General features: G+C 58.4%; 25 protein-coding genes. 10 read left to right on the forward strand and 15 right to left on the reverse strand.

Features of this window, described 5'->3' with window-relative positions; translation table 11 throughout:
• Positions 1–77 precede the first annotated feature (77 nt).
• The 7 genes from U9R25_12425 to U9R25_12455 all read right to left on the reverse strand — a co-directional run bounded on the left by U9R25_12425 (position 78) and on the right by U9R25_12455 (position 6,317).
• Positions 78–2,414 (reverse strand): molybdopterin cofactor-binding domain-containing protein, encoded by a 2,337-nt coding sequence (locus tag U9R25_12425; protein ID MEA3336711.1) that lies wholly within the window; start codon positions 2,412–2,414, stop codon positions 78–80.
• Between the two features lie 77 nt (positions 2,415–2,491).
• On the reverse strand, positions 2,492–2,968 hold the full coding sequence (locus U9R25_12430) for a (2Fe-2S)-binding protein (protein MEA3336712.1): 477 nt from the start codon (positions 2,966–2,968) through the stop codon (positions 2,492–2,494).
• 208 nt (positions 2,969–3,176) lie between these two features.
• Positions 3,177–4,046 carry a xanthine dehydrogenase family protein subunit M gene (locus U9R25_12435; GenBank protein MEA3336713.1) on the reverse strand — a complete coding sequence of 290 codons (870 nt, stop codon included), beginning with the start codon at positions 4,044–4,046 and terminating at the stop codon, positions 3,177–3,179.
• Between the two features lie 182 nt (positions 4,047–4,228).
• The gene (locus tag U9R25_12440; protein ID MEA3336714.1) at positions 4,229–4,669 is read right to left on the reverse strand and encodes a pilus assembly protein CpaE; all 441 of its coding nucleotides are present in this window, start codon (positions 4,667–4,669) and stop codon (positions 4,229–4,231) included.
• A 19-nt stretch (positions 4,670–4,688) separates the two neighbouring features.
• Complete coding sequence (locus U9R25_12445; protein MEA3336715.1) at positions 4,689–4,877, reverse strand: hypothetical protein; 189 nt, start codon at positions 4,875–4,877, stop codon at positions 4,689–4,691.
• A 53-nt stretch (positions 4,878–4,930) separates the two neighbouring features.
• The gene (locus U9R25_12450; GenBank protein MEA3336716.1) at positions 4,931–5,872 is read right to left on the reverse strand and encodes a PhzF family phenazine biosynthesis protein; all 942 of its coding nucleotides are present in this window, start codon (positions 5,870–5,872) and stop codon (positions 4,931–4,933) included.
• Positions 5,873–6,035: 163 nt separating this feature from the next.
• Positions 6,036–6,317, reverse strand: a complete 282-nt coding sequence (locus U9R25_12455) for an RNA-binding protein (GenBank protein ID MEA3336717.1) — start codon at positions 6,315–6,317, stop codon at positions 6,036–6,038.
• A 444-nt stretch (positions 6,318–6,761) separates the two neighbouring features.
• Here U9R25_12455 and U9R25_12460 point away from each other — a divergent pair, with 444 nt between their 5' ends.
• Positions 6,762–7,451, forward strand: coding sequence for a dienelactone hydrolase family protein (locus U9R25_12460; protein MEA3336718.1), 690 nt, complete (start codon positions 6,762–6,764; stop codon positions 7,449–7,451).
• 380 nt (positions 7,452–7,831) lie between these two features.
• On the opposite strand, the gene U9R25_12465 is transcribed toward U9R25_12460, so the two are convergent.
• Both U9R25_12465 and U9R25_12470 read right to left on the reverse strand, forming a co-directional pair.
• On the reverse strand, positions 7,832–8,656 hold the full coding sequence (locus tag U9R25_12465; GenBank protein ID MEA3336719.1) for a hypothetical protein: 825 nt from the start codon (positions 8,654–8,656) through the stop codon (positions 7,832–7,834).
• A 6-nt stretch (positions 8,657–8,662) separates the two neighbouring features.
• Positions 8,663–9,415, reverse strand: coding sequence for an SDR family oxidoreductase (locus U9R25_12470; protein ID MEA3336720.1), 753 nt, complete (start codon positions 9,413–9,415; stop codon positions 8,663–8,665).
• A gap of 338 nt (positions 9,416–9,753) precedes the next feature.
• On the opposite strand from U9R25_12470, the gene U9R25_12475 reads away from it, so the two are divergent.
• Complete coding sequence (locus U9R25_12475; GenBank protein MEA3336721.1) at positions 9,754–10,611, forward strand: aldo/keto reductase; 858 nt, start codon at positions 9,754–9,756, stop codon at positions 10,609–10,611.
• Between the two features lie 311 nt (positions 10,612–10,922).
• Here the strand turns inward: U9R25_12475 and U9R25_12480 are convergent, their stop codons facing one another.
• Positions 10,923–11,741: a mechanosensitive ion channel gene (locus U9R25_12480; protein MEA3336722.1), complete on the reverse strand. Its 819-nt coding sequence runs from the start codon at positions 11,739–11,741 to the stop codon at positions 10,923–10,925.
• Positions 11,742–11,991: 250 nt separating this feature from the next.
• Positions 11,992–13,095 (reverse strand): COX15/CtaA family protein, encoded by a 1,104-nt coding sequence (locus U9R25_12485; GenBank protein MEA3336723.1) that lies wholly within the window; start codon positions 13,093–13,095, stop codon positions 11,992–11,994.
• A 328-nt stretch (positions 13,096–13,423) separates the two neighbouring features.
• Here U9R25_12485 and U9R25_12490 point away from each other — a divergent pair, with 328 nt between their 5' ends.
• From U9R25_12490 to U9R25_12520, 7 genes are all read left to right on the forward strand, one after another.
• Entirely contained in the window at positions 13,424–14,746 is a 1,323-nt protein-coding gene (locus tag U9R25_12490; protein MEA3336724.1) for a carboxypeptidase regulatory-like domain-containing protein, read from the forward strand.
• Between the two features lie 116 nt (positions 14,747–14,862).
• A complete protein-coding gene (locus U9R25_12495) occupies positions 14,863–16,209 on the forward strand; it encodes a mechanosensitive ion channel family protein (GenBank protein MEA3336725.1) in 1,347 nt (448 codons plus the stop codon).
• 192 nt (positions 16,210–16,401) lie between these two features.
• The gene (locus U9R25_12500) at positions 16,402–17,511 is read left to right on the forward strand and encodes an ATP-binding protein (protein ID MEA3336726.1); all 1,110 of its coding nucleotides are present in this window, start codon (positions 16,402–16,404) and stop codon (positions 17,509–17,511) included.
• A 119-nt stretch (positions 17,512–17,630) separates the two neighbouring features.
• On the forward strand, positions 17,631–18,464 hold the full coding sequence (locus U9R25_12505; GenBank protein ID MEA3336727.1) for a VWA domain-containing protein: 834 nt from the start codon (positions 17,631–17,633) through the stop codon (positions 18,462–18,464).
• Between the two features lie 55 nt (positions 18,465–18,519).
• The gene (locus tag U9R25_12510; GenBank protein MEA3336728.1) at positions 18,520–19,419 is read left to right on the forward strand and encodes a DMT family transporter; all 900 of its coding nucleotides are present in this window, start codon (positions 18,520–18,522) and stop codon (positions 19,417–19,419) included.
• Between the two features lie 23 nt (positions 19,420–19,442).
• On the forward strand, positions 19,443–19,802 hold the full coding sequence (locus tag U9R25_12515) for a nucleotide pyrophosphohydrolase (GenBank protein ID MEA3336729.1): 360 nt from the start codon (positions 19,443–19,445) through the stop codon (positions 19,800–19,802).
• 90 nt (positions 19,803–19,892) lie between these two features.
• Positions 19,893–20,720, forward strand: a complete 828-nt coding sequence (locus U9R25_12520; protein ID MEA3336730.1) for a hypothetical protein — start codon at positions 19,893–19,895, stop codon at positions 20,718–20,720.
• A gap of 6 nt (positions 20,721–20,726) precedes the next feature.
• Here the strand turns inward: U9R25_12520 and U9R25_12525 are convergent, their stop codons facing one another.
• From U9R25_12525 to U9R25_12540, 4 genes are all read right to left on the reverse strand, one after another.
• Positions 20,727–21,317, reverse strand: coding sequence for a hypothetical protein (locus tag U9R25_12525; GenBank protein ID MEA3336731.1), 591 nt, complete (start codon positions 21,315–21,317; stop codon positions 20,727–20,729).
• 27 nt (positions 21,318–21,344) lie between these two features.
• Positions 21,345–21,809, reverse strand: a complete 465-nt coding sequence (dtd, locus tag U9R25_12530; GenBank protein MEA3336732.1) for a D-aminoacyl-tRNA deacylase — start codon at positions 21,807–21,809, stop codon at positions 21,345–21,347.
• Positions 21,810–21,816: 7 nt separating this feature from the next.
• On the reverse strand, positions 21,817–22,950 hold the full coding sequence (locus U9R25_12535; protein MEA3336733.1) for a hypothetical protein: 1,134 nt from the start codon (positions 22,948–22,950) through the stop codon (positions 21,817–21,819).
• Between the two features lie 282 nt (positions 22,951–23,232).
• Complete coding sequence (locus U9R25_12540; protein MEA3336734.1) at positions 23,233–23,979, reverse strand: Crp/Fnr family transcriptional regulator; 747 nt, start codon at positions 23,977–23,979, stop codon at positions 23,233–23,235.
• 240 nt (positions 23,980–24,219) lie between these two features.
• Between U9R25_12540 and U9R25_12545 the strand changes: the two genes are divergently transcribed.
• A partial coding sequence (locus U9R25_12545) for a DNA recombination/repair protein RecA (GenBank protein ID MEA3336735.1) occupies positions 24,220–24,393 on the forward strand: 174 nt, incomplete at its 3' end.

Here is a 24,393-nt window from a genome sequence, read left to right on the forward strand (position 1 = left end):
CGTTGTTAGCAATGATATTGTGAACAGTTGCATTCCCGCCGGCGCCGCCGCGGCATCGATTCTGACCGATTCACCAATTAACCACTACCATTTCCCTTCCCCATCGCTTCCCACACCTTCTCACTGGTAATCGGCATGGAATCGATCTCGATCCCCAGCGCATCCCGCACAGCGTTGGCGATCGCGGGCGCGGTTGGCACCATGGCATGCTCGCCGATGCCGCGCGCCCCAAAGGGCCCGTCGTCCTGGGGCACCTCCACGATGATCGTTTCAATATCGGATGGCGCATCGATGGCCGTGGCGATTCGATAGTCGGTGAAGTTGGGGTTCAATGGCTTGCCGTCGGCCATGATGATCTGTTCCAGCAGAGCAGTACTCATGCCCTGCACAGCGCCACCCTCCATCTGCGTGCGAACCATGTCCGGGTTGATAGCCTTGCCCACGTCGAAGGCCGCGCTGATGCGCACCACTTCCAGTTGACCCGTCTCCTCGTCCACCTCCACCTCGACCCCTTGGGCGCCGGTGGTGAAGTGGACCACAGCCCTCTTGCCCTGGCCGGTGTCAGGATCCAATGGGGTGACGTAGGTGGGCATGAAGCGTCCCTTGCCCAACACCGGCCCGCCGATCCAGGTGCCATCCGGTTTTTGCATGCCATACACCACGATGTCCTTGAGCGGAATCGATTCCTCAGTAGCATAGCTGACCACGTTGCCGTCGATGATGTCCATGTCGGCGAGATTCTCTCCCCACACCTCGGCGACCATGCTGATGATCTGGGTCCTGGCCTCGTCGGCAGCCCGCAGAATAGCATTGCCCATGCTCCAGGTAATGCGGCTGGCCACCGTTTGCCACTCATAGGGTGAATAATCGGTATCCACCGTGTTCACCCGCACATCCTCGATGGGTACACCCAGCCCTTCGGCGGCCAGCTGTGCCGCGATGGTCAGCGTACCCTGACCCATGTCGACACCACCTACATTGACCAGGCAGGTACCATCCTCGTTGAAGCGAATCGTGGCTGCTGACCCGGGATTGGGCGGCATGGCAGGCGCTTTCCACATGGCGGCAATGCCCTTACCGCGCCGCTTGTGAGGTGCCGAGGGCCGGGCCGGCTTACCCCATTCGATAGCCTCGGCCGCCTTGCTGATGCACTGACTGAGCCCGGTGGCATGCATGATCATGCCCGTTACCGTCTCATCCCCCTCCTTCAGGCAGTTCAACAGGCGTACTTCCACCGGGTCCAACTCAAGTTGTGTCGCCATGCGATCGATGTGTTGTTCGATGGCCCAGTGGATCTCCGGCATGCCGAAACCGCGCATGGCGCCGCCGATCGGATGATTGGTATAGACGCAATAGGAGTCGGCGTGCACGTTGGGCACCAGGTAAGGACCGGTGGAGCTGTAGCCGGCCGCACGGGTGATATTGACGCCATACTCGGTATAGGCGCCGCCGTCCCAGTAATAGGTGTTCTGCATGGCAGTGATCCGCCCATCGTCGGTCATGCCCATCCTGATATAGGCCACCAGACCCTGGCGCACAAAGGTCGTGTAAAACTCCTCTGCCCGGGACATCACCAGTTTGACCGGGCGGCCCCTGGCCTGCATCGCCATGATCACACAGGCGCCCTCCATGCTGACCCCCGCCTTGGCGCCGAAGCCGCCCCCCACGTAAGGGGTGATCACCCGCAGTTTGCTGTGGCCGATGCCCAGGCTCTTGGCTATCAGGTTGCGCTGAGCAAAAGGAGACTGGCTACTGCTCCAGAGGGTGATCTTTCCATTGCCGTCTATCTGGGCAACGGCGCCGTGAGTCTCCAGGGGCACATGCTGCACGTGAGGCACCCGATAGCTATGCTCGTAGATATGGTCGGCTTCCTGCCAACCAGCTTCCATGTCCCCCTTGCGCACTTTGAACCAGTTGCTGATGTTGGTGCCCGGCTGGCGGAAGATGAAAGGAGCACACTGGTAGTCTCCCAGGCCCGGATGGATCAACGGCGCCTCAGCGCTGGCTCCAAACTCCGGATCGAAGACGCCCGGTAGCTCCTCGTAGGTCACCTCAATCAAGCTGACCGCTTTTTCGGCCAGTTCGGGCGTGTCGGCAGCCACGCCGGCCACCGGTTCACCGACGAAGCGAACCCGGTCCACAGCGAAGGTCGGACGATCGGACAGATAGAGGCCGGTCAGACCGGGAAAATCCTGTCCGGTCACCACTACCCGCACGCCAGGCAGCGCCCTGGCCTTGCTGGTATCGATACCCGTGATGAAGCCGTGCGCGATGGGACTGCGCTTCAGCCGGCCATGCAACAGGTTGGAACCAAACTGCATGTCGTCCACATACTGGGCGGTGCCGGTCACCTTCGCCTTGCTTTCCACCCTGGGAAACGATTGACCGACAATGGTTGTTTTTTTGATCGCCACACTACTCTCCTTTACCAATTGTCGATTGTCGACGGCCAGATCAGCAGGCTGGCCCCTCATTGACAATTGACCATTGGCTATTGACCGTTGACCATTAGTCTGCCTGCCTCCCGCACCGCGTCCACGATCCGGGTATATCCGGTACAGCGACAGAGATTGCCCACCAACCCTTCCCGGATCTCCCGGTCACTGGGCGTTGGTGTGCGCTGCAATAGCGCGTGGGCTGCCATCAAAACACCCGGGGTGCAGAAACCACACTGCGTGCCGCCCAGATCGATCATCGCCTGTTGCACCGGCGCCAGCTTCTCGCCCAGGGCCAGACCCTCCACCGTGGTGATCTCATGGCCATCGGCTTCGACGCCCAGCACCAGGCAGGAGTTCACCGGCTCGCCGTCGAAGAGCACTGTGCAAGCTCCACACTCCCCTTCCGAGCAACCGTTTTTTGTGCCTGTCAGCACCAACTGCTCCCGCAACACACGCAGCAACGTGTGGTGCGACTCCACCACGATCGCATAGGCTTCGCCGTTGACTGAAAAATCGATTTCGTTTTTCATTCTCACTCCGTTCGGATTATGTGAAATGTCATCATGTCACCATGCGCCCTTCAGAAGATGGTGTTCGGTAATCGGAAATCGGTGATCCGATGGGATCGACGCGGTTCAGGATCGGGTTACCGATTACCGGTAACGGATTACCCGGATTGCGCCTCCGACCCTCGTGGCATGGTGAAACGAAGTCCCGGAGGGCGGAGCCCGTAGTGGATTATGACATCGTGACATTCAGTATCTTCTCGACACTACGCCGCGTCAACACCCGAACCATATCCCGGCGATAAACCGCGCTCGCGCGGATGTCGTCGATTGGTTTCGAAGCTTCTGCTGCCGCCCGGGCCGCCGCTGCCACACCCTCGGATGAGCTATCGCGGGCCAGCAGGTTCTCCGCCTCCGTGGCGCGAAGGGGCGTGGGGGCAACCGAACCTAGCGTTATCCGCCATGAAGCCCCGGAGTTGGCATCGCCGTCGGGCCAGCCCAGGACAGCAACGTTCATCACTGAGATGTCGCCGACTGTCGTGCGGCCCAGCTTGTGCCAGCATCCAACGGCGCCCGTCGGAGGAGGAGGCAAAAGGATCGCCGTTAATAATTCGCCTGCCTGCAATGCTGTCGCACCCGGGCCCAGAAAAAACGCCTCCAGGGGCATTTCACGAGTTCCTGCCGGCCCGAAAAGCTCGATACTGGCGCCGTAACAGATAAGGGCAGGCGCGCTGTCCGCGGCCGGCGATCCGTTGCAGAGATTGCCGCCCATCGTGGCGCGGTTGCGCAACTGGTAGGAGGCCACCGAGCGGCAGGCGTCTGCCAGCAGGGGATAGCGCTCTACCACCAGGGGATCTACCACCACCTGGTTCATGGTCGCCGCCGCCCCGATACGCAGGCCCCCACTGCCGCCAGATGCTATCTCGCGAAAGCCGGGAATCTTTTTGACATCGATCAAAACAGCCGGAGCCAGGAATCCCCGTTCGATCCGGATCAACAGGTCGGTTGCCCCGGCCACTATCTTCGCCTTGCCATTGTATTGGATCAAAAGCCGGCTGGCCTCTTCGATCGATTGAGCCTGGTAATAATCGAAAGGTTGCAAGATGCTAACCTCCTGAATCGAGCTAAAAATGGTGTTCTGTCATTGCGACGCTACATCGGCAGATGTGCAGGCCAAGCCCGCCAGCGAGAGGTGTGAGCCAGTTGCCCATCCAACGCCGCAGGATGCGCCCGAATAAGATACTCGCTGTTGTGTCGCTCCCGCGAAAGCGGCAGCCCAGGAGTTCACGCCATGGATCCCCGCCTACGCGGGTTCAATACGAACAGCAACGCCGATGCATAGGCGCCGCTGGCGCTAAAATCCTCGAATGACAACGATTCTCCTCGATAGTGGATGTCACAACGGTAGCCAAATTGGGTGGTGCCCAACACCAGGGCCGGCTGGTTTTCACCCAACAAACGCTCTTCCAACATCTCCCGCAGCTGGTCTTCCCGGGGAATCCACACCACCTCTGTCACGAAGATGTGGTCGAGCGCCCATTCCACCGTGCCGTGGAAGGTGATGGCCAGCTTGCCGCGGATCGGTTCGGCCATAATCGTCATATTATTGATGACAAACACCTGATCCGTAAACCCCTCCATGGGAAGAGTGAAAAAATCGAGCACGGTTGGCTGCCAGGCAAGGCCAGCGTCCTTTAGATCCTGTGCCACTGTCAGTGTTAGCATCTCCGTTCCTCGCCTGATCCTATTGCTCAAGCAGCCGGATGCGTTTTCGATTGGTGACGAACCAGGTCCCGCCGGCCGCCCTTACCCATAGCCCAGGATGTTCGCAGGCCAGCACTTCCCCTGCATACCAGCCACCGGCACCGGCGACCTTCAGCAGAATCTCCACCTGATCTCCCGGATTGTACAATTCCGTCAGTCGCTCTGGCATGCACCAACCGCCAGGATCGACCATCGACAAACAACCACCAATGACCCTCCGCCTCACTCTCGCCAGAAAAACACACCCGACATGACCGGTACGACGTCGCCGCTGACCCACACCATGCTGATCTCCTCCGGGGATCCTTCTATCTCGATCGTCACTTTGCTGGGACGCTTCATCTCGATGCCTTGTTCCGTTACGATAGTTGTGACGGGAGGCGACGCAGAAACCAGTTGGTGATGCACCAGATAGGAGGCCATACCTCCGCTGGCGGAGCCTGTCGCCGGGTCCTCAAGAATGCCATGGTGAGGCGCAAAAAACCGCATATGAACATCGCGGTCTTCATACATTGTTTCCAGGCTGAAGACCGCCACATCGGCGCCTTCCAAACCCATCTCGCAACACACCTTGCCTAATTCTGCCGCGTCGATTTGCAGCACGTCGATCCCGCTAACGATCGCCAAGCTGTTTACGGGCACGAAAAGCTGGGGGTACCCTGTCGATACCACCTGAACTGGTTTGCCCGTATCGACAATGGCGTGGAAAGGAATCTGGAGGGCCTGGGCCAGTCGTCGTGCCTGCGACTGGGTTGCCGTTGCCCGGAACTGCGGCGCCTGGTGTGCGGTCACCACGCGATCAACCTCGCCCGAGCGAACATGCAGATGCCCGGAGCGTAAACCCACGCCCAGTTCAAATGTAACAGTGGTTGTCGGTTCCTCCAATGGCACGCGGCCGAGATCGGCCAATACCCAGTGGGTGCCCACCAGGGGATGCCCCGCAAAGGGAATCTCGGCAACCGGCGTGAATATCCGGACTTTGAAGTCCGCCTGAGCGCTGTCCGGAGGAAATACGAAGGTAGTTTCGGAGAGATTGAGCTCAAGGGCCAGCTGCTGCATTTCCTTCCTGGTCAATCCGGCCGCGTCGGGGAAAACGGCCAGCGGATTGCCCCCAAAGGGCCTGTCGCAGAAGACATCGACCTGGTAGAATCGTATGGGTACCATGAGTCACGCGAATCACAAGCATGAAACCAGACAGGCCGTGAGCGACCTCTTTGACGGTCACGCACGGCCTGTGTTACGATCAGTTCTGGACACCGGCAGATCGAGGTTTCAAGGTCCGAATCGGCCCTGCACCCCGTCGCCGGCTACAAAGCCGGCTTCGAAATTACCAGTCGTTCCGAGGCCTGTCGTTGCTCCGTTCCTGGCGAGGCCGAGCCTCATTGACGCGAAGGTTGCGGCCTCCGAAAAGGGTGCCATCGAGAGCTGCAATCGCGGCAACTGCACCTTCGTCATTCATTTCGACGAACCCGAATCCGCGGGGTCGTCCCGTTTCGCGATCTGCTATCAGGTCCACGGCCTCAACCTCGCCGTATTCCCCAAACAGTTCTCGAATCTGGTCATCCTCCGCACTGAACGGCAGATTGCCAACATAGAGTCGTTTAGACATTTTCTGATACTCCTAGCCCGGTTGTGCGTTTTCGCATCAACCACAACTTGCTTGCTCACCCAAGGGTAAGCGCTTGCTCGAAAAAACTTCCGTTTGTCCGGCGAAGTGAACCATCGATATACTGACGGAGGACAACTGCGGACCTGCACACATTGACCCGCTTATTACAAATCGCCGTTGCTGGGAACGCTGACTCGCAGTTTCAAGCGGCAGGAAGCTAGAGGCACCACCACAGACGGGAGGTCAATCGTCACCGGACAGCACAAGTGTACCCTAAAGATGAGATTCCGGCAAACTGGCGCCTGAAGTGGAAAAAGGAGAATTCCTGTTTCAGGTGGAGTCGCAGTTGACAACGGCGAGCTTCGTAGGGTAAGCTAACTCATGGTCTATCAGGACCTTGTGGCGAATCGTCGATTGTTCCATTGTCAATGAAAGAGGGAGATCATGCCAACAGATACCATTACGATTCCCGTGTCATCGGGCGAGATCAGCGGCTATTACGCCTGGCCGGAGAACGATGGTCCATGGCCTGCCGTGGTCATCATCCACGAGCTGTTCGGCCTGAACGAGAACATTCGCGACACCGCCAGGCGTTTTGCCGCCCAAGGCTACGCGGCCCTGGCCGTCGACCTCTTCCATGGACGCAACCGGACGGTCTGTATGGCCCGTTTCATGGGCGGCATGTTCCTGCGCTCCCTCGACCATGGCGCTATCGGCGACCTGAAGGCCAGCCTCTCCCATCTGGCCAGCCTGCCCGGGGTTGACCCGCAGCGATTGGGCGCCATCGGGTTCTGCATGGGTGGCAGTTTTGCCATCGCCTGGGCCTGCACCGACGACCGTTTGAAAGTCATTGCACCCTTCTACAGCATGAATCCTCGTCCCCTGGATGCCGTTGCACGCTCCTGCCCGGTGGTAGGCTCCTTTCCGGAAAAGGATTTCACGGCCAGCGGCGCTCGCAAGCTCGAGGAGATATTGGACCGCTCCGACGTGCCCCGCGATTTCAAGACCTACCCCGGCGCTAAACACTCCTTCTTCAACGACCGGGGGGATAACTACGATCCGGCGGCCTCCGAGGATGCCTGGAACCGCACACTGGCCTTTTTCAGTAACCATCTGCCCACAACAACGTCCTGACGACTCGGCTGCGGCCGGTCTGTGCGAAGCCTCCCGCAGCGAAGCGGAGTGGATGTGTACCACCCCTGGGAACCGCCCCGGAGTGGGTGATCGTCAGCCGAAGGGCACATCCTGAGCTTGCCGAAGGGCCCGACCGTGCCACCAGGTATTCTCGCTGATCTTTTCTGATGTCTGATCTGCGTTTATCAGCGTCCATCTGCGGTTGTATTTTTTCTCCGATTTCACCGCTGACCTGTCCTGCCCACTCCGGGGCACCTGACGGTGAGCGTAGTCGAAGGATCTACGCAGACCTACGGCGCAGATCCTCGCTGACCCTTTTTTGGATTGATCAGCGTTCATCTGCGGTTATCTACGCGTGCATGCATCTGACTCGTAACGACCTAACGACTCAGCAGGTAGGCGTTGAAGCGCCCTCCCACCAGGAAGTCAACCGCCACGTACCTGGCTGCAAACGCTTCCTCAAACAGCGCACGGGTGTGCGCGCGCCAGCGGCGCGCCAGAGCCAGGTCCCCCCCTTTCAAGCGCTGAAAATCCTGAGGGATGGCAATCAACAGCCTCTGATTAACAGGGATCGAGTTGGTCGCCGCCGGCTGCAGCAGGCCCTCCGCGTCAGCAGCCGGTTTATTGACCAACACCGCTCCTCCGGCCAGAGCCTGGGAGATCGTCAGCCTGCGTCGCCCCAGGCCGAGAATCTGCCCGACTCGATCATCCCCGATCTGCCAATCCACCCGAAAACGATCGCTGGCCAACCCCTGGTTCAGCCCATCCCGCATCTCGCCATACAGATCCCGCAGATAGGTGTTGCAGACAGCGCCAAGCTTGCGCAGATTCAGCCGCGCGTTGCGGCCTTCCAACGGATCATAGGTCCAGGTAATCAGATCGATGCCCTGGGCCAGAACGTGGTCCCGCTGGGCCAGCTTCAGTCTGAAGCCCAGGCCCCGGTTCTGTACCTCCGGTACCACAGCGGCCATGTGGGAGCAATGTTTCAGCCTGCCTTCGCTTGTCAATCCCAGAAAACCAAAGACGAAGCCCAGCAGTCGATCCTGCGAAAAGGCACCCAGGACGAGGCCTCCATTCTTCTGAATGGTCAACAGCATGTGATCGGGAACGATATCCGCATCAGGTAGAGACCAAACCTGCCGTTGTAACCGCTCCACTGCCCGATACCCGGCATGGCTTTCCACCGGTCGGATGTCGATAGTCATCGAAAGCTAGCGCCCCATCCACCCGCCATCTACGGGGATCACAGCGCCACTGATGTAGGCCGATGCCTCGGAGGCAAGAAAGACGGCCAGGCCTTTCATGTCATCGGGAGTGCCCCAGCGCCCGGCGGGGATACGCGCCAGGATCATCCGGTTGCGGGAAGGATCTTCGAGCAGCGCAGCGGTCATGTCGGTAGCCATATAGCCCGGCGCGATGGCGTTGACGGTGACGCCCCGCCCGGCCCACTCGTTGGAAAAGGCCTTGGTCAGTTGTGCCACGCCCCCCTTGGCCGCGGCATAGGCCGGGACCGTAACGCCTCCAATGAAACTCAACAATGATGCCACGTTGATGATCCGCCCCCAGCCCTTTTGCAGCATCACCCCTCCCGCCAGCTGATTCAAGAGGAACATCGCGCTCAAATTGACCTCAATCACGTAGTCCCACGCTTCGCTGGGGAATATCTCCGCAGGATAGCGGTCCTGGACACCGTGGCTGACGAGCAATATATCCAGGGTCTGAAGTTCGCTCAACGCCCGATCGAAGGCCCTGTGAAGCTGCCCGCGGTCAGCAAGGTCGGCTTGAATGGGCACCGCCTGGTCGCCCAGTTCCTCAGCCACCCTGAAGACTGCCTCACTTCTGCCCGAGATCGCAACCTCTGCGCCCGCCGCAAGCAGTCCCTCCGCCATAGCTTTTCCCAGGCCGCGCGTTGCTCCCGTCACCAGTGCTTTTTTACCATGAAGATCGTACAGGGACTCTGTCACGCTTTGTCTCCCTCATCTCCTTTATCTGCAGGAAGCCGTCCATTGGCTGTCTGAATGGCGCAGGAAGTATACCTGAAACGGAACTGCGCAACAAGAAAGAGACAGACTGGGGCCGTAGCCTGGTCCGCCCCCAGCAGCGGTCCTGCTTTTCCAGGGCTATGGCGAAACGTGCGATTCTCAATATGCGATCTGCGTAACTCCAGTCAACAATTACCGGATACGGCAGATCCTGATATAATGAAAAAGCTTATGAGAACTCTCTCATCACCATTTCAACTTGCAGGGAGACCCGGTCAGGCTTTGCTGATCCAACCCCTCGCAAAAAAAGTGAGGTTACCATGATAGAAAAGATTCCCTTCGGACGCACCGGACACCTGAGCACCCGCACCCTTTTTGGCGCAGCCGCCCTCTCCCGGGTAACCCAGGAAGAGGCCGATCGAACCCTGGAGGTGTTACTCTCGTATGGCGTAAATCACATCGATACAGCAGCCAGTTACGGTGACGCCGAGTTGCGCATTGGACCATGGATGGACACCTGCCGCGACCAGTTCTTCCTGGCCACCAAGACGGAAAAACGCACCTACGCGGAAGCCCGCGAGGAAATCCAGCGTTCCCTGGAACGACTGCGCGTCGACCAGGTAGACCTGATTCAGCTGCACTTCCTGGTGGATGAAGAGCAGTGGAAAACTGCCATGGGCCCCGGCGGCGCGCTGGAAGCAGCCATCGAGGCCCGCGACGAGGGGCTGGTTCGTTTCATCGGTGTGACCGGGCACGGCGTCCAGGTTGCCGCCCGACACTTGCGCAGCCTGGACCGCTTCGACTTTGATTCTGTGTTGCTGCCCTACTTCTACGTCATGATGCAGGACCAGCAATATGCCAGGGACTTCGAGGCTCTGCTGAAACTATGCCAGGAACGTAATGTGGCATTTCAGACCATCAAGGCCTTGAACCGGCGCCCCTGGGGCGATCGGCCACAAACCCGTTCGGTCTGGTATGAACCTCTTGAGCAGCAAGCCCACATCGACCGGGCCGTTCACTTCGTGTTGGCACGCCCTGGCATCTTCCTCAACACAGCCGGCGATATCCATCTGTTGCCGAAGATATTGGATGCGGCCAGCCGATTCGAGCAGGGGCCCAGCAATGAAGCGATGGCTGCCGATGCACAGACATTGGCGATGGAACCACTGTTCACCTGAGCGATGCCTGACACTTCAGCTGACATTAGGTTCATAGTGATCATTGCGACGCCACGGCAGCACGCCAGCAGGCGGTGCGTGAGCTAGGCGTACCGTGACGCTAGCAAGCGGTGCGAGACGTCAGCAGACGGTGCGTGAGCTAGCTAGGTAAGGCCACCGAGAGGTGTGAGCTAGGAGATCGAGCGCAAGCGAGGTCGACGTGGCAATCTCACACCTTCTATTCGCAAGAACGCAGTTCTCTATCAAAAAAGCCGGGCGCTGCTCTCCTACATTGCAGTGCCCGGCTCGTGATTGTTGAGATGTAGCCCCAATCATCCGCTGCCGTTGGGCTGGATCAGATGCACATCCTGCTGAGGGAAGGGAATCGAGATTCCCTCGGCATCGAAACGTGTCTTGATATTCTCGGTAAAATCAAAGAAAAGGGGCCAATAGTCGTCGATCTTCACGAAGGGCCGCACGGCAAAGTTCACACTGCTGTCAGCCAACTCCAGAACCCGTACCGTCGGCGGCGGATCGTGCAGCACGCGCTCATCGGCCATGACCATCTCCGTCAAAATATGTTTGGCCTTCTGCATATCATCGTCGTACCCGATTCCGAAAACCATATCCACCCGGCGGATGCCCTTTTCGGAGTAGTTGATGATCGTGTCCGACGTTACCACCCCGTTGGGGATAATCACTGTCTTCTGATCGCCCGTTACCAGTACCGTGTTCACGAGCTGTATGTCCTCGACCACGCCTGTTTGGCCGCTGATCTCCACCAGATCGCCGATCCGGAAGGGGTGGAAGGTGAGAATGAGCACCCCGCCGGCGAAATTCGAGAGAGCGCCCTGTAACGCCAGGCCCACGGCGAGGCCCAGCGCCGCCACCAGCGCCGCCAATGCGGCAGTCTCGATTCCCAGCGTGCCCAGGGCAAAGGCGATTGCCAGGCCTATCACCGCTAAATTGGTCAGAGTGGCGGCCATGCGAACGACCGCTTCATCGGTGTCCCGCTTTTCGAGTTCACGGCGAACCATGCGGGAGATGACACCGGCCAGCCAGCGGCCCACCAAAAAGATGACGATGGCCGCCACGAGTTTTAGGCCCCAGGTCAGAAGAGCCGTGATGATGGGATTCAGGTCAAGTTCCATAGTGAATGCTCCTACGTAAATGCTCCTTCGTTTAGAATGCCAATTGCTCCTGACGAATTTTCGCTCCTTTCAACAACAACGGCTGATGAGACTCACCCGCACATCTCAGCCCACCACATAGTCCAGCCAGTCCAGCAACATATCTGCTACGCCATCGTCATCCTCCAGGGCGAACTGGAGCAGGTCGATCGGCCACGGCGCTCGCTTATCGCGCCCAATAGCTCATCCTGACGGCAAAGCAGTTCATTGCTCAGGGCGCAATGGTGGACTTCGATCCTGGAAGAGGTCCCTCACTGGAAACCTGGCTCGCCTGCCCGACGCCCTCGCCCAATATTCGCTGATCCACGAAGATTAGTACCACGAACATCGCCATCGCTGTCGATTGATGAAGCAAGGCCAGCACAATGGGAACATGCATCCAGATCACGCTCACGCCCAAAACGATCTGGAAACAGGCCAACACGATTAGCAGGAGCAGGCTTTTTGTAATTGTTTGCGAGGCACCGCGGCGCCCGGTGACGATCGTCAATATGACCGCAAAGATCAGGACAACGAAGGCAAACCAGCGATGCGTGAAATGTACGGTGGCAGCCAGCTCGATCAGGTTGCGCCACCAGGGCTCGACGACCGACAACAATCCGGGCGGTATGAGATAGCCAAACATCAAAGGAAAGGTGTTGGAAACGTAACCTGCCTTCAAACCTGCCATCAGGCCACCGTAGGCAATCTGGATCACCAATATCACCGTCGTAAGGACGGCCAGCCAGAAACTGGCGGATCGGGTAACTTCCTTCTCCAGCTTCGGCGTCCCATAAACGCGATTGAGCGCAGTCCACAATGTCAGCGCGAGCAGACCGAGGGCTACCAGAAGATGAACTGTCAGTCGATAATGGCTGACGGCTGGACGATCGACCAGTCCACTGCTGACCATGTACCAGCCCAGGAATCCCTGAAAGGCGAACACAAGGGCAATCAGCATATAGGCCAGGGAGTCTCGCCAGGGAATAATACCCTTGATCAGGAAATAGAGCAGGGGGATCACGACAAAAAGCCCTGCCAGTCGAGCCACCAGCCGATGAAACCACTCCAGATAGAATATCCCCTTGAAGCCATCCAGCATCATCTCACGGTTGACCAGCTGAAACTCCGGAGTCTGCTGGTATTTGGCGAATTCCGCTTGCCAGGCCTGCTCCCCAATGGGCGGCAAGACACCTGAAATGACATTCCACTCGACGATGGATAGTCCCGAATGAGTCAGTCGAACCAGGCCACCAAACGCGACCATGAAGATAATCAGCCCACAGACGATAAACAGCCACGTGGTGACCGCCTTGTTTCCTTTTGTAGAAACCATCTGGCCTTCTAGGGATCCAGAACCCATGTGTCTCTCCTGAAAAGAAATGCTCAAACCCCTATACAAATACCTCGCTTTATTCGATTTGTCAACAGCCAGTTGACGGTGCCCTTCAGACAGGCTACAATTAAGTGGCCCTTTGTTCAAGCGCTTTCAGTATCGTTATCGACAATTCCTTGTCGATAACGCGCTCATTGAGGCGTTGCGCTGGCTGAATTGCCCCGTTCCCAATCCCAAAGGGACGCCGGTTGGCGGGGACGGGATGCATTCGCATCGGCGAGAGGCCATTGGCAATTGACTATTAGCTAGCTCCTACGCCCCTTTTACTATGAGTACTCATCAATCATTCCGATCGGAAGAGGCCAAGAAGGCACGCTTCACTGTCCTGGGAACAGCGTTGCTGATGATCCTGATGGTCGTCGGCTTGAGCGCCTGTTCCGCGGATGGCCAGGCCATTTGGAACATCGTAGATTACCGGGTCCGCAAGGCCTTTCCGCCCCTGCTTGTCCCCGGCAGCGATGATCCGGCCCATCGAGGCAGTCTCACGGGCACGATCCGCGACGAACAGGGAAAACCGGTTTCCGACGCCGTCGCCCTGGTCGCCACGGCGCGCGGGCAATCATTCGACGCGCGCAGCGATTCCCAGGGACGGTTTCACATCACCGGTATTCCGCCAGGTCGTTATGTCCCGGTGGCAACGGCGTGGCAATATGAGCAGCAAACAGCAAACCCTGTGCGAATCCGGGCTGGGCAGCCCACCACGGTCGATTTCAGGCTTGCCGAAGCTGTCCCCGAACCGCTAACACCTCTGAATTTGCAGCTCGGTCCAGCTCAACTTGCCAGCTCCCGATTCCCGCAGCCATCCCTCGCCAGCCGGATTCCCTTCACGTTCACCCTCGACGGTGCAACCATTGACGGCGGGCTCATCTACCTGCCTGCCGATCCACCCGACGGTCCCTTGCCGACGTTGGCGATGATCTATCCAAGCGAACCAATCAACTGGGATCCGGCTTCGGTGGCACTGACCAGCGCCGGTTACGCCCTGCTGGCGGTGGGGCCGGACAAGGACCGTGGCCTGGACATAGAAGCGCATGTGCGGGATTTCCGGGCGGCTCTTGAACTGTGGCAAGCCGGCCAACTGAGTCCTTTGGGCCAGCCAGCCGACGATTGGATCCTCATCTCCGGCAGTTTCGGCTCGCTGATTCTCTACCGGGCATTGAGGGATATCGAACCGCACCAGGCGCCGGCAGCAGTGATCAATATTGGGGGCATCAGCGACGCTTTCCTCGGCGTGCAATCCCTCTACAGCGTCAATCAGGAGTTGACGATTCCGCCTCCCTATGACCTGGCAGTGGCAGCCATGGGACGCACCGATCGCGACCCCGCCTTCTTCCTCCGGCTCTCGCCCGTTCACTTCGCCAATTACTTGCCACCCACCCTGGTGATCCACACCTACAACGATGAGATCATTCCCTTTAATCAGGCATCAGCCATGGACTCCGCCCTGGCTGATGCCGGCATTCCTCATGAGCTTCTGCTTTACGAGGATACGACCCACTACCTGGACGCTCGTTACCCAACCGAGTCCACCTACATGGTCTTTGACCGGGTGCTCGAGTTTGTCGAGACGACACTGGAACCGGCGCAGTAATATTTTCTGGAAGTGATGAGCAATGTGATTGCCGTGTCAGAATGTAATGTCAGCATGTCAGAATGTCATGGTTCCGCATCTTGACATATTGACATATTCTTCAGGAGAGCCGAGATATGACCAGACGAAGTGCAGTCCTATTCACGATGTTCGTCACGCTGCTGCTGCTTGCCGCCTGCAGCCAGGCGCCAGCCCCAGCGGAACAGGCAGTGGCAGATCAGGCGAGCACGATGGAGGCAATCCCTGCCAGCAACCAGAAGAGTGAAGCGCAAACGAACGAGGATCCTCTTGCGGAGGTGATCCAGCCCCGTGAGCCTTTGCCCGCGACAGAACCGGGACCGATCTCTCAAGAAGTGGAAAAGCGCTTTGCTCGCGCAGATGGTGCAGGGTTTCTGGGCCTTGATGAAGCCGACTGGATTAACCTGGCAATCTCACTGCTGATGGTCGGCCTCAGCTACCTCATCGGTACCTGGATAATCCGCCGCCTGCTGCCTCCCCTCGTTCAACGCACCCGAATCGATTTTGATGACCAACTCCTCCAGGACGTGAGTTCCGAGCTGAGATGGCTGGTGGTTATTTTGGCACTTCATCTGGCCACATTGCGACTGGGTTTTCTAAGTGTTGGCTTCAAACAAGTTCTGATAGACATCTATTTTGTTCTGGGTCTGGCTGTCGTATTTCACATGGCCTGGAAAACGATCGCGCTGGGAGAAGCGTGGTTTCGCGCAAAGTCAGTGGAAGAGCAGCGCGAGGAACAGCTCGCCCCTGGCATTACGGCGGTTTCCCGTTTGACCTACGTACTTGCCACCGTGGTCGCCGTGTCTGTCCTGCTCTCTCACTTCGGTGTCAACGTACTCGCCTTCAGTGCTGCTCTCGGCCTTACCGGCCTGGCCCTCTCTCTGGCCGCCAAGGATACACTGGCCGACATAATCGCCGGTTTCATGGTACTGATCGACCAGCCTTTCCGGGTCGGCGACCGGATCGAAATCCAGGAAATTGGTACCTGGGGAGACGTGGTGGAGATTGGTTTACGTACCACGAGTATCCGCACGCGCGACAATCGCATGGTGATTGTGCCCAACTCCATCATCGGCAAAAACCAGGTGGTCAACTACACCTTTCCCGATCCCCGCTTCCGCATTCAAACCCATGTGGGCATAGACTACGATACCGATATTGAAGCAGCGCGTCGCGTCATCGTTGATACGGTGCGCAAGGTGGACGGTGTACTGCAGGACAAGCCAGTGGATGCCCTCTATGTCGAAATGGGCGAAACAGCGATGATCTTTCGGGTACGCTGGTGGATCGCGTCCTACGAGGATACGCGACGCATGTTCGACAAGGTGCACACCTCCCTGCAGCAAGCCCTGGATGAAGCAGGAATCGAAATACCTTTCACTACCTATGATGTCAATCTCAAGCTGGACAATCAGAACTCCGATGTACTGATCCCGGCAGGTTGATCATGTCACTCTGACACTCTGATACTCTGAAACTCTGACATTCCGATACTCCGACATTTCATCATTCCCAGCCATCAGGGTATAATCCCGAGTGTGCGAATTATGACAGAGAGCGAAGGAATTCTCGTTTGTCCGCTGATTCGCTGATCCGTTCACTCGCCCTGTCGCAATATGCCGAAGGACCAAAGCCAGATGTCACGCATTTTCCCCTTCACAGCCGTTGTCGGTCAGAACCGAATGAAACGAGCCCTGGTGCTCAACGCAATCAATCCCCAGATCGGTGGCGTGCTGATTCGCGGTGAGCGCGGCACTGCCAAAAGCACCGCCGCCAGGGGCCTGGCCTTCCTCTTGCCGGGAATACGGATCGTCTCTGACTGCCATTTCGGCTGTGATCCCGAAATGCCCTCCACCTATTGCGATGAATGCCGGGCCCGTGTCGACGCCGGAGAAGTACTGCCTGTGACCACGCGTCGCACCAGCTTCATCGACCTTCCCGTCAGCGCGACGGAAGACCGTGTCGTCGGTACCCTGGACATCGAAAAGGCGATTCAAAAGGGCGAGCGGGACTTCGAGCCGGGTGTCCTGGCATCCGCCAACCGGGGACTGCTCTACGTGGACGAGGTCAATCTGCTCGATGATCACGTCGTGGACCTTCTGCTGGACAGTGCTGCCATGGGCATGAATGTGGTGGAACGAGAGGGAATCAGCTTTACCCACCCGGCTGAGTTCATCCTGGTCGGCACCATGAACCCGGAGGAGGGCGATCTCAGGCCCCAACTGCTGGACCGCTTCGGCCTGGCCGTGGATATGACAGGAATCCACGATGCACGCTCCCGGGTCGAAATCGTCAAGCGACGGATCGCCTTTGAGCAAAACCCCGATGATTTTCGAGAGGAATGGGAACCCAGGGAGGAAGAGCTGTCGAACAGCATTGAGCAGGCCCGCAGCCGGCTGCCACTGGTCACCTACTCCGATCGTGACCTCTTTGCCATTGCCGCTTTGACTGCCGATTTCAAGGTCGATGGCCACAGAGCCGACATTGTGATCCTCAAGGCGGCTCGCGCCCACGCAGCCTACGAAGGCCGCCTGCAAATCACCGACCGCGATATTCTGCTGGCCGCGGAGTTGGCCCTGCCCCACCGGCTCAAACGCCAACCTTTCCAGGAAACGGCCCTGGAGCAAGGACAGTTGGAGGATCGTCTGCGCCGGGCACAGGAGCAGGCCCAGGCGGAAACCACGGAGAGCACCAGCGCTCAGATGGCGGATCCATCAAAAAAAGCCCGGAGGGGTCCGAATCGGTAGACGACGACGGTCTAACCGGACCCCCATCCAATAGCGCAGCACCCAATGCCACCAATCCCGGCGACAAGCAAGGACGAAACCGACCTGTCAATGTCGGTCAGACCTTCCAGTCGAAACGATTGGACACCCCACTCGACCGGCTCACTCGTCAAAGGGCGGGACGACGCAGCGTCACACGCACCGATCGGAAACGCGGGCGCTATGTCAAAAGCCGTCCAGCCGGGGATCGCCCTGACGACATTGCCTTCGACGCAACCTTCCGTTCCGCAGCAGTCCACCAGCGCCGGCGCCGGCAGGAAGCGCAAACTGAGGGCAAAGAAGCACTGGCCCTGGAGTTGCGGAAACACGACCTCCAACGCAAGGTGAGGGTGCGGCGCGCCAGCAATCTGATCCTGTTTGTGGTCGACGCAAGCTGGTCTATGGCGGCAGCCGAACGGATGGAAGCCACCAAGGGTGCGATCATGAGCCTGCTGATGGACGCTTACCAGCGACGCGATCAGGTAGGGCTGGTGGTCTTCCAGAAGGACCAGGCCCGCTTGATCTTGCCTCCTACCTCCAGCGTTGACCTGGCCCATCGTGCCCTGGAAAACATCCCCGTCGGCGGAAAAACACCCCTGAGCAGCGGCCTGCTGCTGGCCCATCGCATTTGCGAAGGTGCCCGTCGCCGCGATGAAGAGGTGCGCCCCCTGATCATCCTGTTGACCGATGGCGCTGGCAATGTCAGCATGACCGGAATGCCGGCCCAGGAAGAAGCCATGCACATGGCAAGTCTCATTGAACAGGCAGGAACACCCTCCGTCGTCGTCAACATGGAGCATGTAGCCTTCGACCGGGGACTGGCCCAGGCGCTGGCCGACAATATGGGCGCCCCCTGCTACTGCCTGCCTGATCTCGCCGCCGAGACTCTGGTCCAGACCGTGCAAGATGGTTTGCGACTGGTAGCTGGATCGTGATTCTGGCATCACCCGACCGTGGACCAGGCGCTTTTCTCCCCACCCATTTCTGTTCATGAAACGCGGTCAACTGGCAGCGGACGCAGCTCTGCTTTTTGTTACAGCCATCTGGGGAGCAACTTTCGTCATGGTCCAGGATGCTGTGAGCGGGTTTCCGGTGTTCGCCTTTCTCACCTTGCGTTTTTCCCTGGCCACCCTGGCTCTACTGCCCTTTTTCTTGCGGGCGCGCCGCTCGAGCGGGTTTCGGCTTAATGCCGTTGGCACTGTCGGTTTTGACAGGCTACGTAGCCTGTTGCCAGGCATTCTTGTGGGCATCGCGCTCTTCGTCGGCTACAGTTTTCAGACCTTTGGGCTTCGTTTCACCACACCTGCCAAGGCCGGCTTCATCACCGGACTATCGGTTGTGATGGTGCCCATCGGCCAGGCTCTTTTTTTCCGGAAACCACCAGATCGCGGCGCGATTGCCGGAGTCGGCCTGGCAACCGTGGGCCTGGCGCTACTCAGCCTGGAAAGCGACCTGTCGATTCACCTGGGCGATATCCTGGTGTTCTGTTGCGCCATAGGGTTCGCCGCCCACATCCTCCTGGTCGGTCGCTTTGCTCCTGCCTGGCAACCGTTGCAGCTGGCCTTCGTCCAGATAGTCACGGTAGCGATATTGAGCCTCGGGCTGGCAGGACTCGCGGAACAGCCCATCGGTTGGCCCACTGCCAACGTCTGGTTTGCCGCAGCCTTTACCGGTCTGTTGGCGACCTCCCTGGCCTTTTTTCTGCAGAGCCGCGCGCAACGGGACACAACGCCGACACACACGGCCCTGATATTCTCGGCTGAGCCGGTATTCGCCGGTATTTTCAGCCTCCTGTTGATTGGCGAAGTCCTCGGGATGCGTCAGATCGCCGGCTGTGCTCTGATCCTGGCCGGCATGCTGGCAGCAGAATACCGCGGCAGAAGTGAATAAAGCCATCCATTGAGGTGCTAACCATGTCTGATAACACCATCACCCTGTCAGAACTTCGCGCCGCCGTGTCAGAGTTTGTTTCCGAAAGAGACTGGGAAACCTACCATACGCCCAAGAGCCTCAGCATGTCCATTGCCATCGAAGCCGCCGAGCTCATGGAATTATTCCAATGGCATGGCAACGAGCAGTCACGCCAGGCGGGCGAGCATGAGGAAAAACGGACGGAAGCAGCCGACGAGTTGGCTGACGTTTTGATCTACTGCCTGGCATTTGCCAATACGCTGCAATTGGACATCAGCGATGCCGTGGCCTCGAAACTGGACATCAACCAACGGCGCTACCCGCCAGGAAAGTTGCCCAGCCGCCACCATGATTTGGAGTAGAGCGCCCTGCGATAATCGTTTTATCGATCACCCTCTCCGCTCTCGTCGATTGACCCGGTCAAGGCCCAGTAACACAGAGGAGCCCCCCCGTTGAGAAAAAAACCACCCCCACCGAAAGTCTCGGTTCCCAATATTCCTGGCAGTTATTTTGACCGGATCAACAGTGAACGCGACAACTTCGATCACTGGGCGGTGCTTGCCGATGCAGCGATGGAAAATGATGATTTTCGGCTGGCTTTGTCAGCGCAGGCTGAGATGGAACGGCTGGCGGAGCAGACCGACTCTGACACCTGGCTTGTTGAGACCTTCCTCAGTCGCTTCGATTACCACGATCGGCAAGGAAATTACCATGAGGCGGCGCAGGCGTGGCAAGCAGCAGCCGGGATTAACGAGCAGATCAATGAAACTATAGAAGTCCTGCTGCAGATGTTCCTCATGGCAGACATGCTCGACGAAGCCCAGGACTATACCGACAGTGAATGGCTATCCAAACCGGTTGCCGATTATTACCGTGCTTCCATAGCACACCGCCGCGGCGACCCTGTTCGGGCGACCTATCTCTGGAGACAGATCGCCAATACCAACCTGGAAGATTTTCCCGAGGCCCTGGTGGTGCGGGCAACAGCCATGTGCTGGATCGGCCAACCCCTTCAGGCGCTCAGTCTGCTGCTGGAAGATCATCGCAGAAGATCAGCAGATTGGGATCACATCCTGCACACCTCTTTGGTGATGGCTCTCGCCTGGGCCATTCAGGGAGACCTCGCGACAGCTCAGGCCAATCTTAAGACAGCTTTGAGCTCTTTCGACGCGCCGCACGAGCGTCTGGGTGCGTTGGATTGGTACGAGTTCGAGCAGCTGGTCCAGGATGAGACAATCAAGGCCGAACTGAGACCCTTTTTCGAACTTGACGATCAGTAAACCTGGTTAATCCTGACCTGCCGGCGAGCCAAAGAGCCACCAGGCGCGTTCGGAGGAATAACGTTTCTCTTCCCCGCTCGGCCCCACATAATCGCCGCTCTGCCACATGCCCTGAAGGCGTGAGTCCAGCTGGTCCAGTTGCTGACCTTCCCCGCTTGTCATCTTGTCGGCTCGGGCCAGGGCACTTTTCAGGATGTCGATACGGTTCCGAATGTGGACCTCGCTGGCATAATCCTCACGAGCCTTCGGATTGCGGCCGACATCATCCAAATACCACTGCCAGGAACTGAGCAAGGCCTTCATCTCTCGCGTCAGCTTCTCCGCCCACTGGTCTCTATAGGTTCGTCGGGCTGCGCCGACGCGATTTTCGATCGAGACCAGGCCTTTTCGTTGCTCGGCCGAAAGATCAGTCCGATACCAGCTCAGGTTGTCGACGAGTTCAAGCAGGGCGCCGAGGGTCATCTTTGGTTGTTTGGTACCGCTCGGCGTTTCGACCACCATCTGTCGATACAATCGATCATCCAGAAGATAGTCATCCAGTTCGTAGGTCATCGCCCCGGCAATAGCCAGATCAGTCGCAAGTTGTTGATCGTTCATCGTGCTCACTCCAATTCCAGTTGAGTTTCATCTTCGGGGCCTGTTCATCAGGTCCGCAGTATCCAACCAAAGGGTCACAGGCCCATCATTGACAAGATGCACAGCCATCATAGCTCCAAAAATACCTGTTTGCACCGGGACACCTTGATCGCTCAAATGCCTGCCGAAACTTTCGATCAACGGCTCGGCCTGCTCCGGCCGGGCCGCATCGGTGAAGCTGGGCCGACGCCCCTTTCTGGCATCTCCGAAAAGGGTAAACTGGCTCACCAGCAGAACCGATCCGCGCACATCATCGAGGGAGAGATTAAACTTGCCCGCCTCATCCTCGAACACCCGCAGGCCCGCGATCTTTCGGGCTAACCATGCAGCTTGTTCCTCACTGTCGTCGTGAGTAACCCCTAGCAGGACGACGAAACCCTGGTTGATCTCGCCGACTATCTGGCTGTCTACTTCTACGGATGCTTCACTTACACGCTGTACGACCGCTCTCATTTGTACCTCACACCATAATGCTTCTTCGCCGCCAGATCAAACCCGCAACTGGCAGCGAAAACAGCGCAGCGCCCAGAAACACAGCCGTTGGACCGCCGATTACCAGCAAGACAGCGCCCAGCAGAGGACCGGTTACCTCACCCACCAGCTGTGCCGGTGGCATACTTTTTCCGCTCTGCGGAGGCACAATTGCCTCATTCAGGGAGACCAATCCTGCCAATCCACCCTGCAGCACCATGAGCGCCACCAGTTGCCACGATTCAGACGCCCATGCCATGGCTACAATGGTCGGAATCGACAGCACCGCGGCCGCCAGAGACATCGGAAAGGCCCGGTTCCCCCAGCCGCTGGCGATGGACGCGACCAGGCCACGGAATAACCAGGCCGCCGCAAAGGCCAGTCCCACCATCGCTACAGGGAGTCCGGCATTTAAAAGCAGCGCAGGTGCCAACCAGGCCCAGCACAAATAGGATACACTATATGCCAACGGCAGCCAATTCGCGTGCGGCGCGATTTCTGCAGGCCGATCACCGGCCTTGGGTGCGAATCCGCCGTCTGAGACACCACCTTGACCCAGCAGCCAGACCAGGAACAGACAACCTGCGCCAATCAACCACGTACCGGGCCCCAATGCCAGTGGACCGGCCACAGCCATAGCCAACACCAGCCAGCCCAATCCATAAGGAACCACCGACCAGCGTTGCCGGAGGCCTTGCTCCAGAACAGGCCACGCCAGGCCGAAGAGCAGCCAGAGCAGGATGCTGAGCGGGCCTTCCTCAGGGGACAGGCCCAGGAACAGCAGTGCTACCGCTGCCAGAATACCTGCCTGCGAAGGCACACGTTTGCTGCCATACCTGGTCAGCAAGAGTGTCCCGAGCCGTGCCGCTGCCACTGCCAGAGCAGCCGTAACCAACACCTCGCCATGTTCACTATGGGCGATCACGGCCAGCGGCACAAAGACCTCCCGCCATCCATAGACAAAGGGAAGAAACGCCCTGACCGCGGCCTCTGGCCATGGCCCATCGGTGTTTGCCCTCGCCGGTGCCCCGGGGTTCCGCCGGTCCATCAGCGTGCCAGGTCCGTTGTCAACGCAGCAACCACCCTCTCGGGCTGAAGGGGATCGATCCAGACTTGAAACCATTGCCGAATGGTCCCATCAGGTCCACCAGGCACCCGGGCGGTTTTTCGGCGAGCCAGGCGACGGTCGGATGATTGTCGGCATTGCCCGGAAAAGGGACTGCCGAATCATCGATCTGTGCAGGAAAGAGAGTTCGTCGAAGGGTTGCAGAGCAGTCATCGCCGCACAGGAGGAGAAAGAACTGGCCAGGTCGGCGGACTGACACAGGCGAGGGCAACCGGACCCGCACCATGGTTCGTTGGTCCGGTTCAAAGCGGCCCACGAGGATAGCAGGTTGATCCACTGTTAACTCTGGTTCGCCACAGAATCCAGTAGATCCGAGTCTTTGATGATCACTCGGCCACGCTGGGTTGTGATCAATCCCTGTTTGCGAAAACGACTCATGACGCGAATCGCTGTCTCTACAGTCGTTCCCGTCATATCGGCCAGATCCTGACGGGTCAAACGCATCTGGATTTTGATGCCATCGTCGGTATCTGCGCCGTTGTACATGGCCAGACGAATCAACGCGCGCGCGATACGGCGCTCGACGCGATCAATGGCAAGGCTCTGCACAAGATCATTGCTTACCCGAAGCCGCCGTCCCAATTCATTGATCACAGCCAGTGCAAGAGTTGGGTGACGCTCCAGAAGATCCAGGAAATCATCGCGGGCGATACTGATCACCGCGACCTCTTCCATGGCCTGGGCAGTCTGCCCGTAGCGAGCCCCTTCGAAGACGGCAACCTCGCCCAACATGCGCCCCGGCCCAAGCACGTCAAGCACGACATCTCGTCCATCCACAGAATGCCGCACAAGTTTGACACGCCCCATCCACACCACGTAGAGGAATTCCGGCTCCTCGCCCTCGAAGAACAAAAAGCCATCACGTGCAAAGCAAAGACCGTTTAAAAGGTTGGCAACTTCCTCCCAATCCCGCTCCCTGAGCGAGGCAAAGAGTGGCACCGTGCGAACTGCCTGCACCATGTTCAATTGAAGCTTGTCCACGGGAAGTTCCTCGTTGCCCTCCAGTCGAGTCAGGGGTTCCGGCACGATAGACCATAATATTTCCTGCCGAGATAAGTGCACCTGGGCACAACCATAGCATTATAGCACGGCCCAGCAGGGGTGGCAATTTGCATCCCGGATTCCCATACCCCTGATTTGACAATATAGAACATTCGTGCTACACTCGCCTTTACATGCTTTCCTGGTTGATCGAACCAGGGAGCTTTTCATCCAGCCGACGCCCATTGATCTGGGCACGACAAGCTAATATTCAGGAGGCACACTATGCGTGGCGACGGCAAAAATAAGGCCTTGGAAACAACCCTGGCCACTCTCAAAAAGCGTTTTGGTGAAGGCGCCATCATGAAACTGGGCGAGGCAGCTGACCTGCGGGTCGAAGCCATCCCCACCGGCTCCCTCTCCCTCGACCTGGCTCTTGGCATCGGTGGCGTGCCCAGA

The sequence above is a fragment of the Chloroflexota bacterium genome, from assembly GCA_034717495.1.
Classification (GTDB): Bacteria; Chloroflexota; Anaerolineae; order JAAEKA01; family JAAEKA01; genus JAYELL01.